Origin of the sequence: Candidatus Accumulibacter sp. ACC005 (assembly GCF_907163215.1) — a bacterium.
Taxonomy (GTDB): domain Bacteria; phylum Pseudomonadota; class Gammaproteobacteria; order Burkholderiales; family Rhodocyclaceae; genus Accumulibacter; species Accumulibacter regalis.
This window is the reverse complement of record NZ_CAJQUB010000016.1, coordinates 190,094-203,447: the sequence shown is the minus strand read 5'-3', so window position 1 is coordinate 203,447 and position 13,354 is coordinate 190,094. Positions and strand designations below refer to the sequence as shown.

General features: G+C 64.7%; 15 protein-coding genes and 1 pseudogene. 10 read left to right on the top strand and 6 right to left on the bottom strand.

Annotated elements, in window-relative coordinates; translation table 11 throughout:
* Window positions 1-334, top strand: a pseudogene (locus QZ613_RS19970) (hypothetical protein); the annotation flags it as partial.
* A 211-nt stretch (window positions 335-545) separates the two neighbouring features.
* Window positions 546-1,052 (top strand): Hsp20/alpha crystallin family protein, encoded by a 507-nt coding sequence (locus tag QZ613_RS19965; protein ID WP_043563110.1) that lies wholly within the window; start codon window positions 546-548, stop codon window positions 1,050-1,052.
* Window positions 1,053-1,208: 156 nt separating this feature from the next.
* Here the strand turns inward: QZ613_RS19965 and QZ613_RS19960 are convergent, their stop codons facing one another.
* Together QZ613_RS19960 and QZ613_RS19955 are read right to left on the bottom strand one after the other, a co-directional pair.
* On the bottom strand, window positions 1,209-1,628 hold the full coding sequence (locus QZ613_RS19960) for an Hsp20/alpha crystallin family protein (RefSeq protein WP_291868324.1): 420 nt from the start codon (window positions 1,626-1,628) through the stop codon (window positions 1,209-1,211).
* Window positions 1,629-1,778: 150 nt separating this feature from the next.
* Entirely contained in the window at window positions 1,779-1,970 is a 192-nt protein-coding gene (locus tag QZ613_RS19955) for a hypothetical protein (protein WP_291901811.1), read from the bottom strand.
* A gap of 174 nt (window positions 1,971-2,144) precedes the next feature.
* On the opposite strand from QZ613_RS19955, the gene QZ613_RS19950 reads away from it, so the two are divergent.
* The 7 genes from QZ613_RS19950 (at window position 2,145) to QZ613_RS19920 (ending at window position 8,431) form a co-directional block, all read left to right on the top strand.
* Window positions 2,145-2,927 (top strand): DUF3348 family protein, encoded by a 783-nt coding sequence (locus tag QZ613_RS19950; protein WP_291983723.1) that lies wholly within the window; start codon window positions 2,145-2,147, stop codon window positions 2,925-2,927.
* Window positions 2,924-5,002 (top strand): hypothetical protein, encoded by a 2,079-nt coding sequence (locus tag QZ613_RS19945; RefSeq protein WP_291868318.1) that lies wholly within the window; start codon window positions 2,924-2,926, stop codon window positions 5,000-5,002. Before QZ613_RS19950 ends, QZ613_RS19945 begins: the two co-directional genes overlap by 4 nt.
* Complete coding sequence (locus QZ613_RS19940) at window positions 5,002-5,655, top strand: OmpA family protein (protein ID WP_043563106.1); 654 nt, start codon at window positions 5,002-5,004, stop codon at window positions 5,653-5,655. The genes QZ613_RS19945 and QZ613_RS19940 overlap by 1 nt, the downstream gene beginning before the upstream one ends.
* Before the next feature lies 1 nt (window position 5,656).
* Complete coding sequence (locus tag QZ613_RS19935; protein WP_043563104.1) at window positions 5,657-6,568, top strand: DUF2894 domain-containing protein; 912 nt, start codon at window positions 5,657-5,659, stop codon at window positions 6,566-6,568.
* 371 nt (window positions 6,569-6,939) lie between these two features.
* Window positions 6,940-7,386, top strand: a complete 447-nt coding sequence (locus QZ613_RS19930; protein WP_043563102.1) for an NfeD family protein — start codon at window positions 6,940-6,942, stop codon at window positions 7,384-7,386.
* Window positions 7,387-7,394: 8 nt separating this feature from the next.
* On the top strand, window positions 7,395-8,264 hold the full coding sequence (locus QZ613_RS19925; RefSeq protein WP_291868371.1) for an SPFH domain-containing protein: 870 nt from the start codon (window positions 7,395-7,397) through the stop codon (window positions 8,262-8,264).
* A 23-nt stretch (window positions 8,265-8,287) separates the two neighbouring features.
* Window positions 8,288-8,431, top strand: a complete 144-nt coding sequence (locus tag QZ613_RS19920) for a hypothetical protein (RefSeq protein ID WP_291868312.1) — start codon at window positions 8,288-8,290, stop codon at window positions 8,429-8,431.
* A 31-nt stretch (window positions 8,432-8,462) separates the two neighbouring features.
* On the opposite strand, the gene QZ613_RS19915 is transcribed toward QZ613_RS19920, so the two are convergent.
* Window positions 8,463-8,921, bottom strand: a complete 459-nt coding sequence (locus QZ613_RS19915; RefSeq protein WP_291983721.1) for an HIT family protein — start codon at window positions 8,919-8,921, stop codon at window positions 8,463-8,465.
* A gap of 280 nt (window positions 8,922-9,201) precedes the next feature.
* On the opposite strand from QZ613_RS19915, the gene QZ613_RS19910 reads away from it, so the two are divergent.
* Window positions 9,202-10,185: a patatin-like phospholipase family protein gene (locus QZ613_RS19910; RefSeq protein ID WP_291866079.1), complete on the top strand. Its 984-nt coding sequence runs from the start codon at window positions 9,202-9,204 to the stop codon at window positions 10,183-10,185.
* Window positions 10,186-10,210: 25 nt separating this feature from the next.
* Here QZ613_RS19910 and QZ613_RS19905 read toward each other — a convergent pair whose 3' ends face one another.
* From QZ613_RS19905 to QZ613_RS19895, 3 genes are all read right to left on the bottom strand, one after another.
* Window positions 10,211-10,666 carry a DUF995 domain-containing protein gene (locus QZ613_RS19905; protein WP_291866081.1) on the bottom strand — a complete coding sequence of 152 codons (456 nt, stop codon included), beginning with the start codon at window positions 10,664-10,666 and terminating at the stop codon, window positions 10,211-10,213.
* Between the two features lie 268 nt (window positions 10,667-10,934).
* Window positions 10,935-11,846 carry a DMT family transporter gene (locus QZ613_RS19900; RefSeq protein ID WP_291866083.1) on the bottom strand — a complete coding sequence of 304 codons (912 nt, stop codon included), beginning with the start codon at window positions 11,844-11,846 and terminating at the stop codon, window positions 10,935-10,937.
* A complete protein-coding gene (locus QZ613_RS19895) occupies window positions 11,836-13,347 on the bottom strand; it encodes an NAD(P)H-hydrate dehydratase (RefSeq protein WP_291983719.1) in 1,512 nt (503 codons plus the stop codon). Before QZ613_RS19895 ends, QZ613_RS19900 begins: the two co-directional genes overlap by 11 nt.
* Between the last annotated feature and the right edge of the window lie 7 nt (window positions 13,348-13,354).

The following is a 13,354-nucleotide window of genomic DNA, read 5'->3' as shown; positions in this document are numbered from 1 at the left end:
CTATCAGGAACGCCGCAACGTGCTGCGCCGGGCCATCGAATCCCGCCTCGGCAACCTGGTGAGCACCAGCGGAGGTCTCGCCGGCCTGCACCTTCCCTACTTCTTCAGCCAGCCGCTCGACGACGTCGCACTGTCCAACGAGATGCTCGCAGCCGGCATCGTCGTGCGTCCGCTGTCCATGTATTACGCAGACACAGCGAACTGTCGTTCCGGGATGGTTCTCGGTTTTGCCGCGATCGACGCCCAGACCAGCGAAACCGCCGCCGCGCAATTGTGTCGTGTCGTCGAGCGCCGCTGCCGGCGCGAGCACGACGGCAAACCCTGCACGGCCTGAAGGGGCGTCCTGGCGCAAGACGACAACGTCGATTTCCTGGCAAGAACTTGAAAACCGCAAGATCTGCTATAGGCTCTTCATTGAGAGCGCCCCTGACGAACGCTCGCAGCCGCGACGCATCAAGAGCAAAGCGACGCAAGGCGAGCGGAGGCAGCGCCCCCGGCACTGCCTCCATCAAGTGCTGCATGCACTCTCGATACGGAGGTCTGTCATGAGTATGGAATCGATAAGAGAAAGCGTTGGTTCCCTGTGGGACAACCTGGCGGAGGGCTGGCGGCATCTGACCCGCTCGGCCGTGGGAGCGCTGACCCGCTTCAGGGCCGGGGAAAAGTCCAATTTGCCGACACCGGCCGAGGTCGATGACCCGTCCTACCTACCCACGCGTGGCTGGGCCATGCTCGGAGGCAACATGTTCGAGGACGACAGCCGCCTGGTGGTGCGCCTGGAACTTCCGGGCATGGACAAGCAGGACATGAACATCGAAATCTGGGACGACGTTCTCGTGGTTTCCGGCGAGAAGCATTTCCAGCGGGAAAGCAGCGAAGGCCGCTATCGCCTGCTGCAATGCGCCTACGGCAGTTTCCGCCGCGTCGTACCGCTGCCGGTTCCGGTGCTGGCCGATGCGTCCACGGCCAGTTACACAGACGGCATACTACGGATCGAGCTGAGCAAGGCGGAACCCGGGCGACCCAAGGTGCGCACGATCCGGGTCAGCTGAACGCGACCGGCAGCCTGGACGCCTTCAGCGGCTTGACGGTCGACGGGTGCGAGGGCCGCTCCAGCGCAGAGTGCGGCGTCCGGGCTCGCGAGACGAATGTCTCGACGAGTCCCGGTCGCTTGCTGAATGCCCAACCGACGGGGCCGGTTTCGACGCCTAGCTGATGGTCAGTTTCCGGGTCTTGGAAACCGTCTTCTTGGGCAGCGACAATTCCAGAACGCCGTCCTTGTAGTGCGCTTCCGACTTGCTCTCGTCGACGTCCTGCCCCAGGGCAAACGAACGCGACACCTTGCCGTAATAGCGTTCACTGCGCAGCACCCTGGTGCCTTCCTTGACCTCCTTTTCCTTCTTCGTTTCGGCGCTGATCGACACCTGCCCGCCGTCGATGGTGACCTGGATGTCCTCCTTGTTCACGCCCGGCATTTCGGCATGAATCGTGTAGGCCTTGTCGTCTTCCTTCACCTCCAGCTTGATCTGGACCTCCTGCTGTCCGCCAGGGCGGACCGGACGCATCCAGAAGCCGCGGAAGAGATCGTCGAGTGCGTCGTCCGGGTCAAAGCGCGCGATGTTGGCCATTTCCATTCTCCTTCCTGGTTCCGGGATTCCCCGTACCGCCTTATCCTATGCACGGCCTATGGGTATTGCAAGAAAAGAACCATGCGCCGGCTCCTGGAGACGGCAGGCGACATTTTCGACGCCCTTATGGGTCTGCTCAAGGACCCGCAACTAATCGGACGCGTGACCGAAGAGATCGCGCACGTCAGTTTCAAGCGACCAGGGCGTCGCCCGCGTGCCGATGAGCCCCTGGACTGCGGCACGCGCACCGCCCGCCATCCGCCGCCACAGGAGCTGGCCGCCGACGCAACCGAGCGGCGACGGAACGCGAAGTACGCAGCCCGAAGCGGTGCTCGAGGCCATCCGGGTGTATCCTATCGCCCCCGCCTGCGAGCAACCGCCTGAACCCGTCTCTCGTTCTGGCCTTGACCGCAGCAAAGCGGGCTGATCAAGCCCGCCTGGCCGCTGCGCGGCTCGACCAGACGCCTCCAATTCCGCCGACTTACCCGCCCCCGCCATGTCCTTGATCTTATCCTCATGATGCAGGCCCCACCGCCAACAAGCCTGAACGGATCGGGACTGATTCGTGCGTTTTCCGTGTTCGCCGATTCCGCGGGTGCGCAAGGCGCAAGCTCGCCGAGGTACTTTGCCGAGCGGCTTGGCAATCTCATCGACCTGCCGGCCTCGATTGCCCTGGCGGCGGCGCACGGCAATCTCGCGACGACGACATCCGAAGGCGGCGCCGGGACGGGCGCCGCCTTTTCAGGCGCTTCCGCAAGCGAGGAGTTCCTCGGCGCGCGCACGGCGATGATGCAATCGATCGTCGACAGCTTTGCTCCTGCCGCGAGCGCCTCACGATCCAGCTTTCCCAGGGTAAGCGCTGCGACGGTGGCGAAAGAGGCGGCGAGCTTCGCGCACTATCGGCTGTTCTACCTCGCGCAACAAAAAGCGCTTTCGCGCAGGGTGGACGGGCTCAGGGCCAGCATCCGGGCAGCGCTTGCCGCTCACTCAAACAGGCTCGCCGGGCTGGCAGCCCTTGATGAAACACTCGACGAGACACTCTCCGCACCTGCGCAACGCCTGTTTGCCGAGGTGCCACGGCTGCTTGGACAGCGCTTTGAACTTCTCTATCAGCGCCACCGCGAGACCACCGCCGGGCAGGCGGGGGAGGACGACCCGCTGCGCTGGGGTGCAGCAGGAGGCTGGCTGGAGCAGTTCGCCGCTGAAATGCGTGCGGTGCTCCTGGCCGAGCTCGACACCCGATTGCAACCGCTAATCGGCTTGCTGGAAGCCCTTGACGAAGAGGTAGAAAGAAATTGATCAGTAGATTTGTCTTCGCGACGGCTTTCTTACTGGGAGCCACGGCGATCGTCGCCATGGGGCTGGCGTTTGTCGGCTCGAATCCATTGGGACTCATGGTGACCGTGGTGATTGCCGGCGTCTATGCGATCGGCGTCATCGAGATTCTGCGTTTCCGGCAGGCGACCGCGACGCTCTCGAACGCGCTCGCGGGATTGTCCGCGACGGCGCCGGAAGTCGCGCCCGATTTTCTCGAGCACTGGCTGGCCAGGCTCCATCCATCGCTGCAAAACCCGGTGCGGCTACGCATCGAAGGCGAACGCGTCGGATTGCCCGCGCCGGTGCTTACGCCCTACCTGGTCGGCTTACTGGTCATGCTGGGCCTGCTGGGAACCTTTCTCGGCATGGTCGCCACTCTGCAGGGCGCCGTTTTCGCGCTGGAAGGAACGACCGAGCTGCAAGCCATTCGCGCCGGTCTGGCAGCGCCGATCAAGGGTCTCGCACTGGCCTTCGGCACCTCTGTCGCCGGCGTCGCGGCATCGGCGATGCTGGGCCTGATTGCCACCGTCAGCCGACGCGACCGCATGTCCGCCACGCGACAGCTTGACAGCTCCGTGGCCACCGTATTCCGTGGCTTTTCCCTGGCTCACAACCGCCAACAGACTTTCAAGGCGATACAGGGGCAGGCCGCCGCGCTTCCCGAAGTGGCCGACAGGCTGCAGGCTCTGGCGACTGCCATCGAGCGCATGGGCAACCAGTTGGGGGAGAAGTTGCTAGCCAACCAGGCGCAGTTTCACGAGTCCGCAAGCAACAGCTATGGCGAACTCGCCAGCTTGGTGGAGCGATCACTCAGCGCCAGCGTCGCCGAGAGCGGTCGCCAGGCCGTCGAGAGTGGCCGACTGCTCGGCGAAAGTGTCAGACCACTGCTGCAGGCGCTGATCACGGATCTCGCCAGGCAAACACAGACGACGCATCAGCAGCTGGCCCTCACCGTTCAACAGCAACTCGAGGGGGTCACCGGCTCGCTGGTGCAGTCCTTCGACAGCAGCGCCGCGGACTGGCTGGCAAGGCAGCAAGCGGCCGATGACCGGCGACGCGAACTGTGGACCGATTCCTTCGCCGCGGCAGGCGAGCGGTCGCGCATTGAGCAGCAGGCGTTGACGGACTCGTGGCAGCGGGCGGCCAGCGAGATGGCGAACCATTCCCGCGCCAGTGCCAGCAGCCTGCTGAGCGAAGTAGGCAGCCTGGTGCATGCCTCGGAGGCCCTGGTGCGCACCCGGATCGAAACCGAAGCGTCATGGTTGCAGGGCCATGGCGAGCGTATGAGCGAGCTGACGTCGACCCTGCGCACAGAACTGCAGGCGCTCAGAAACGATGAACAGGTTCGTGGCCAGGCCGCCGTTGACCAGCTTGCTGCCCTGACGGCGACGATCACTTCGCAATTGGCCAGCCTCGGCAAGGAACTCGCAGAACCGATGGCCCGCCTGCTCGATACGGCAACGGAAGCCCCGCGTGCTGCCGCCGAAGTCATGCTCCAGCTTCGCGGCGAGCTGGCGAACGTCAGCGAACGCGACAACGCCCTGCTTGCCGAGCGCCAGCGGATCATGGCCAAGCTCGACAGCTTGACCGCTTCACTGCAACAGGTCACTGACGAACAGCGGCAAGCCGTCGCCTCACTGCTCGATGCCTCGGTAAACAGGCTTGACGACGTCGGCGCCCGGTTTTCCGGCCAGCTCGAACGGGAGACGTCGAAGCTGTCGGGACTCGCCGAAAGCCTCGCCGGCCACGCCACCCGCATCGCCGACGACTTCGCCGGCAGCGCGGTCGAGATGTCGAGCCTCGGCGAGGCCTTCACCCTCGCCGTGAAGCTGTTCGATGACTCCAACCAGAAGCTGGTCGCCAGCCTCGATCGCATCGAGCAATCGCTGGCAAGGTCGAGCACGCGCAGCGATGAGCAACTCGCCTATTACGTGGCCCAGGCGAGGCAGATCGTCGATCACAGCATGCTCTCGCAGAAGGAGATTCTTGACGAACTGCGCCAGCTTCACCAGCCGGGCAAAAGCACTTCTGGGCAAGCGTCGGAAACGATCGTCTGATGGAAGAACTGGAAGACGGCTTCTCGCAGGACACGCCAATCTGGGCGATCTTTGGCGACCTGATGTCCGCGCTGGTCGGCGTTTTCGTCTTGCTCCTGGTGTGGGTGCTCGGGGTGCAGCTCGAACTGGCGCAGTCACTGGCGCAGGAAGTCGAGAAGCGGCAGGCGGAGGAGCTGCGACGCATGGCTCTCGAACAGGCGCTGGCGGATCCGCTTGCCGCCGGACGGGTAACCCTGCGCGACGGCCGCATCGGCATCAGCGGCAGCGTTCTCTTCTCCCTGAATTCCGACGAACTGCAACCGGACGGGCGGGCGCTGCTGCGCACCCTGGTGGCGCCGCTCAAGGTCTACCTGGACCAGAGGGACCAACTTCTGATGGTCAGTGGCTTTACCGACGACCTGCCGATTCAGAAAGGCAACAATCGCTATACCGACAACTGGCAGTTGTCGGCGGAAAGAGCGCTGACCGTCACCCGGGCTTTGATCGAGGAGGGCATGCCGCCCTCGCTGATCTTCGCCGCCGCCTTTGGCTCGCAGCAGCCGGTGGTCGCCAATCAAGGCGCCGAAAGCCGCTCGCAGAATCGTCGCGTGGAGATGGCGCCCGTTCCGAGAGCAACGAGTGACGGCAACCCGGCGACGCCCCCTGCCGATTGACATGGCCGACACTGTCCGCGCCGGGAAACTGAAGGCCTCGCCAGCGTTCGATTGGCCGGACGCCACCGTCGCCAACGTCACGCCGCTCATTGCCGACCTCGCACAGGGTGCCGTTCGTCGCTTCGATCCGCTTCGTTTTCAGGTCATCGAGGCCATGGCCAGGAAGGCCCTCGCACAAAGAGCGGCGGTGCGCGCGATCCTGGAAAGGAAGGCGCTCCTTGCTCTAAGCGAATACCGGGCCGACTTCCTGCAGGCACAGGCAGAGGCGGCAGCGACGGTCGATCGTCTCCTTGAACGCTTCCCCGACGCCAGCGAAACCGTTCGCGCACTCTTCGCAAGCGGCGACTTCCGTGCCGTGAAGCGCCTGCAGCTGAGGCTGAACCGGGAAGCAGCGCCCGATCCGGCGGGCGATCGACAAAGTGCCCTCGCCGCCCTGACACAAGCGATCAAGCAGGCTTCCTCTGCCGCAGCCGGTAGAAACCGGCGACCGTCTCTTGGCGAGCTTCTGCAACAACAGGAAAACGCCGTCCTGCAGTCGGCTGGCCTGGCACGATCGCAGGCACCAGCCAGGCCTCCGGCAACCGCTGACGACCAGGACGGCGAGGATTCTGGCGACGACAATGCCGCCTGGATGGCAGCTTCAAGCGCTATGCGCCAGCTCAGGGAAACCCTGGTAAAACGCGCCTACGACAGATTGGCCAGCCGCGCCATCAGCGCCGGTCCCGAAGCCCCCGGACCGCTGAATCCGCAGGCCCTGGTAATCCGCTCCCTTGTCGCCCTGCGCGAGTTGTCACCGGCTTACCTCAACCGCTTCCTCTGCTATGCCGACACGCTGCTCTGGCTCGAACAGGCGGGCGAAGGCGACAAGGCAGCCCGGCATGGAACCAGAAGCAACAAGTACCCATCGACCTGAGCATTCCGCCTGAGCAGCGCCCCCGACCAGAAGGACACCTGGCCTGAAAACGAAATTCCCGAGCGGGTCGGGCAGGTCGGGGTCGGACAAGGTGATGCCATTTACGCCGGCATCGAGAACCCGTGTGAGAACGTCGGGAATCAAAGCATCGTCTTCTTGCCGTCGTGAACGTCGCAGCCTCAGTAGCCTTGGTAACCGTCAAACCTCCCAGCCGGGCGTCCGGACCGGTTCCCAACTTGCCAGCCACCCCGTTCTGGCGTCTAATCCGCAGGCATCGCCACGCGTGTGATCGACGGCTGCAAACGGCACGCTTGTGAACCGGCGCGCTTTGGCGCGGACGATCGGCGGACGAATCTACAGGGGAACACGACATGTTTTCGCCGCAATGGTGGCACTGGTTGGTACTCGGACTGCTCCTGACGATGGCCGAGCTGGCCATTGTCTCGTTCTTCGTGGTCTGGTTCGGGATTGCGGCGGCGGTGGTCGGGTTGATCCTGCTGGCTGCGCCAACGCTCGCGCTGCCGACTCAGTTGCTGCTCTGGGCGAGCCTCTCGACAGCGCTGGTGCTGATCTGGTTTCGCTACCTCCGGCCGCGAACGATGACCGCCGTCGGCACTTCGGCGGCGGCGGTGACCGGCGAAGTCGGCATCCTGGTCGCCGACCTGACGCCGGATTGCCGCGGCCAGGTGCGTTTCCAGAAACCGATTCTCGGCGCCGACGTCTGGGAGGCGTACGCCGATGCGGCGATCGCCGCTGGCGAAAGGGTTCGTGTCGTCGCTGTCGACGGCAGCTATATCAAAGTGGAGAAGGCAAAATGACCGAGCTGTTGAACGGAATGACCATCGTATCGCTGGTCATCCTGCTGTTCGTGGTGGTGACCGTCGCCAACGGCGTGCGCATCATTCCCCAGGGCGAAGAATGGATCGTGCAGCGGCTTGGCAAATACCGCACGACACTGCTCCCCGGGTTGCGCTTCATCATCCCCTACATCGACATCATCTCCCACAAGGTGACCACCAAGGACATCATCCTCGACGTTCAGGAGCAGGAGGTGATCACCCGTGACAACGCCGTGATCGTGGTCAACGCGATCTCGTTCATCAAGGTCACCGACCCGGTGAAAGCGGTGTACGGCGTCGAGGATTATGCCGAAGCGATTCGCAACATGATCATGACCACCCTACGTTCCATCGTTGGCGACATGGAACTCGACGAAGCGCTGTCGTCACGCGACATGATCAAGGCGCGCCTGAAAGCGGGCGTCGCCGACGAGGCGCTGGACTGGGGGTTGACCGTCAAGTCGGTCGAGATCCAGGACATCAAGCCTTCGCAATCGATGCAGCGGGCGATGGAACTGCAGGCTTCGGCAGAGCGCGAGCGCAAGGCGATGGTCACCCGCGCCGAAGGCGAAAAGCAGTCGATGATCCTCGGCGCCGAAGCGCGCCTGGAATCGGCCAAGCGCGACGCGGTGGCCCAGGTCACCCTCGCCGAAGCCTCGGCACAGGCGATCAGAAAGGTCAACGCCGCCTTCGGCGACAACGAACTGCCGATGCTCTACCTGCTCGGCGAGAAATACATCAGCAGCGTCGGCAAGCTCGCCGAATCCGAAAACGCCAAGGTCGTTCTCCTGCCGGCCGATCTGCAGAGCACGCTGCGCGGGCTCTTCCAGCGCGTCAACAAGAGCGGACAAGGCTGACCTGTTCCCGATGGAGTGATGCCATGAGCGCTGGCTGGATCGTTTTCGTGATTTGTATCGTCTTCGTCGTCGGCGCGGCGCTGCCGCTGATCGGCAAGCGTGGCGCCGGCAGCACACCGCCGATCCCGCGCAAGGAGACGCTGCGCGACTGGCGCAACGAGAAGTAACCCCGCGCTGCCCGTACGCTGCCCCTGCTCGCTAGCCGGCGCAGGCCAAACCGAGCGCTTCGCGGACGGCAGACAGGACGCCCTCGTGCTCCGCGTGCTGGCTGACGGACAAGTCCGGCATCGCCGGCCAGCCGCCGTCAAGCCACTCAAGCCCGGCAAACCGGCGTGCCGCCTGGTATCGGGGGATGACGTGGAAATGGACGTGCTTGTCGACCATCATCAGCATCAGGTAATTGATCACGTCGTAGCCGAAGGCGCACTTGACGGCCTTCTCCAGCTGACCGACGAGCACCGCCATCTCGGCCAATTCCGCGCCGCTGACGTCGGAAAAGCTGGCCGCGTAGCGATTCAGCGAAAGAACCCCTGCTCCCAGCGTCGCCTGCGCTGGCCTGAGCGACCATGACCAGGCCGGTGTGCTCGCGATCAGCAATTCGTCAACGCGAAACTTGCCTCGAAAATCAACGAGCAGCTGTGCTTCATCGACGTCCATATTCGTCCTCCAATCGAAGCTGAAAGAAAAGGCGCCCGCGTGCGAGTCCGTCCGGGCCTGGCTTCGCCACACCCGCCCCCTGGCAAGCGCCTTGATGACCCGACGGTAGCACATAAAAATGGCTCGGCCGAGAGCCCCCGAGTTCACGCCGCCGCATCCAGCCGGTGAGTGAACTGCCCGCTTGGCGGACCCTTCCCCCTCCTCGCGCCCGCGCAACTGTGGCACAGTCGACCGCGCGGCTGGCACTCGCCGGCAGGCGACCAAAAAAGGGGGTAAGAGTATGACCAGGTACGGTTTCGTCGCCTCGGGCGGCGGCTATCGGAGCTTCTACACCGAGGGCGTTCTGGTGTGGCTGAAGCGGAACGAAGTTCCGCTGGTGCACATCACCTCGACCAGCTCGGGCAACAACATCGTCGTCGACTACCTGCTCTGGGACCCGCAGACCGAGGAACTGCCGCCGGTGCTGACGCGCACGACGCGAATGAACGCGACCGACATTTTCCATATTTTCTCCAACTTTCTCGGTCTGCGGCCGCAGCTGCTGCCCACCGGAACGCACCTGTTCACGGTCAACAAGGACAAGTGCCGCAAATCGTTGTTGCTCGACGAACCCGAACGGCGGGCGCTCCTCGGCGAACATCTCGAGACGCTGCGCTGGGACATCCGGGCGACCAATCTGAGCAAACGGACGGGGCACTTCTTCAAGGTCAACGAAATCCTGAAAACGGTCGACGACGCCAGCCTCGACATTTTCATGGACGCCTTCCTCGCCGGCATCACCACCATTCCCTACTTCAAGGCGATCACCATCGATGGCGACTACTTCATCGAAGGGGGTTACCTGGACAACACGCCACTGCGCACGCTGTTCGAGGACGACGAGGTCGACGAGATCATCGCCGTCGATTTCACCGACTACGACTATCACCGCGAACTCGACAAGCTCTACAACTCGAGCACTTTCAGCCTGCCGTTCACGAGCATCGATACCCACCTGCTGGTCAGCGACATGCAGCTCTCGCTGCCCAACGCCCGCGTGTTCACGCAGGCCAGGCTGATCAATGACATGCTCGAGGCGATGGGCAGGAAAAGCGTCGATATCGACGGCAAGCGCTATTACGCCAAACCCGTACACGTGCTGCGCCCGAAAGACCTCGAAAGCATGACCATTTCGCTGCAGGACAGCAGCGCCCAGAAACGCTACTTCGAACTCGGCCAGGAAGAAGCCGCGACGCTGTTTTCAAGACACGACAAGGGGTCGTGAGAACCGCCCGCGTCGACTGAATCTCTCAATGCGAGAACGCAAGTTCATGGGCGACACTGGATTGATCGACGGTGGACTTGACCGCGAAGTACTTGTCGCCGGACTTGAAAATATAGCGACACCATTGCTCGGTCGTCCTCTTCCACTCGAGAAGAACACAATAGGTACCATTGTCGCTCAGCTGCCAGGTACCGCGGGCACTGCTCTTGGCCCCGGCGGTGAAGGACGAGTTCCCTCCGCGCCCATCCGAGGACGCGACGAGGCTGCCGTCCGCCGAGTTTTCCCAGAACCGGGTCGAGCCCTGCGCGGTCTTGCTTTCCACCTTTGCCCCGGGAAGCAGTGCTTGCAGTTCATCCTTTGCGAGCTGCGTTGCGCCCTGGGCAGTGAGATCGCTGAGCCTCAAGCTGCCCGATTCCTGCCCGAGAACCTGAGTTGACGGACAAAGCGCGAGTACGGCGACGACGACGAGAATTGTTCTCACGGCGAACTCCTTTCAGTTGAATGGTTTGGGTCGATTCGACGCCCAGGCGTGGCGCTTTTCTGCCGCCCCGCGATGCCCTGCCTCGCCGCCGACGGCTCGCGACAGCCCGATTACCTTGACATCACGCGCCTGTAGCCCAGGGCTGCTTCTGATTCTAGGTCAAGCGTGCTGATGGTCAAGCCGCTCGCATGACCGGCGCGGGCGCCACAGCCGTCATCGCGAGCGCAATCGAGCAATCGCGCGCTGGCCAGCCGGCGCGCACAGGCAATCAGCGCGGACCGCGAAACGCCAGGCTGAGCCCCGACGCGCCGATGACCATCATTCCGACGACGGTCAGGAAGTCCGGAAAATGGTCGAAGACCAGCCAGCCGAGCAACGTCGCCCAGACCAGCTGGGTGTAGATCAGCGGCGCCAGCAGCGACGCCGAAGTTGCGTGGAAGGCGCGGATCAGCAGGAAGTGACCGATGCCGCCGTAGAGACCGAGCGAGACGATCAGCAGGCTCTGCGTCGGCGTCGGCCAGATTCCATCCCAATAGACCGGGAGGGCGGGCAGCATGGCCAGCGTTCCGAGCAAGGCGGTGTAGAACAGCAGACGCATCGGATGCTCTGTGGCGGCGAGCTTGCGGGTCAGAATCTGGTACGCAGCGTAGCTCAGCGCCGCGCCGAGCGCGTACGCCACGCCGGGCCCGAACAGGCTGCCGCCGGGGCGGGCGATGAGCAACACGCCAACGAAACCGGCGATCGTCGCCAGCCAGGTGCGCAACCGTACCTTCTCGCCGAGCAGCGGCGCGGCGAGAAGCGCCACGAGCAGCGGCGCGACGAAGATCAGCGCCGTCGTTTCGGCGAGCGGCAGCGTCTTCAACGCCAGTTGGCCGAGCAGCGTCACGGCGACCAGCGTCAGGCCACGCAGGCTCATCAGCCACGGCCGCCCGGTGACGACCAGCCGACGCCCCATGCTTGGCGCGACGACCATCAGCATGATCACCAGGTGCACCAGGTAGCGCGCCCAGACGAGCAGCGGTACGGCGAGATAGGCGCTGAGGTGTTTGGCGGTCGCGTCGAGCGCGGCAAAAAGGAGCAGCGCGGCCAGGAAGAGCAGGGCGGCGTGCAGGCGAAGCGGCGCGCCACCCTCACCAGCCAGGCTGACCTGAGCAGCCTGGCCCGCCTGGCTAACGGCCATGCGCAATCCAGTGGTTGAGACACAGGCGGGCGCTGTCGATGATCTCGCCGGCGGTCAGCCCGACCGGCCCGCAGCCGCTGGCAACCCGCTCCTCGGCGGCGGCGCCGTGCAGGTGTACGGCCGCGAGCAAGGCTTCCAGCCCCGGCCAGCCCTGCGCGAGGAGCGCGACGATCATGCCGCTGAGGACATCGCCGGTGCCTGCCGTGGCCAGCGCCGGATGGCCGGTGGTGTTGACGAACCAGCGCCCGTCGGGCGCGGCGACGATCGTGCCGCAGCCTTTCAGGACCGCCAGTGCCCGATACCGGCTGGCGAGTTCGAGCGCCGCACCCGCGCGATCCGCCTGCACCTGCGCGGTGTCGCCGGCGAGCAGGCGCGCGGCCTCGGTCGGGTGGGGCGTAAGCAGGGTCACGGCGCCGCGGTGCGCGCGCGCGCGCACCGCTTCCTGCAATCGCGCCTCTCTGGCCAACATGTTCAGCGCATCGGCGTCGAGCAGCAGCGGCAGCTCCAGGGCGCAGGCGCGCAGCAGCAGCTCGCACGCTTCGTCGCTGCCGCCCATTCCCGGGCCACAGGCGAGTGCGCTCAACGCGGTGGTCAGCAACGCCTCGGGACGGCGCAACATGAGCTCCGGCTGCAGCGGATCGAGCGCCGGCGCTTGCGCGTCGATCAGGCCGAGATAAACGCGCCCGCTGCCCAGCTTCAGCGCCGCGCGTCCGGCGAGGAAAACGGCGCCGACCATGCTGCTCGCACCACCAAGCACGCCGGCGTTGCCGAAGCTGCCCTTGTGGGTGTTCTTGGCGCGCGGACGCAGCCAGGCGGCAAACAGATCGCTGCCAATGGTGCGCGCGCTGGGCGGCGCCAGGCGCTCGGCATGCAGCTCGAGCGCGGCGTGGGTGATGCTGCCGCAGTACTCGGGGCCGTCGCCGGTGAACAATCCCGGCTTGCCGGCGATGAAGGTAATCGTGTGGCTGGCACGAATCGTCTCGCCGCAGCGTCTGCCGGTATCGGCGTCGAGGCCGCTCGGGCAGTCGAGGGCGAGCAGGGGACAATGGTGGCGCAACGCCAGCGCGTTGGCCGCCGTCACCATTGCGGCGAAGGGACCGCTGACCGGGCGCTGCAGGCCAATCCCGAACAGGCCATCGACGATCAGCGACCAGCGCGGACCGGAAGGAATGGCCTCCAGCGCACTGCCGCCGTCGTCGTCGAAATCCCGATACGCGGCGGCGGCGTCCTCAGGCAAGCGACTGATTTCGCCGAGAAAAACGACGCTCACGGCGAAGCCGCGCTGGCGCAAGTGACGAGCGGCAACGAAAGCGTCGCCGCCGTTGTTGCCCGGGCCGGCGAGAATCAGCACCGCGCCGCCTTCGAAACGTGACAGCGAAGTGGCCAGGTCGGCTGCCGCCTCCCCTGCACGCTGCATCAGCGGTTGCGCGGCGGCAGCGGCCTCAATGCGCCGCAAGTCGGCGGCGCGATAAAGCGGTTCGGATCGGATCGGTGTGGTCATCGTTGGA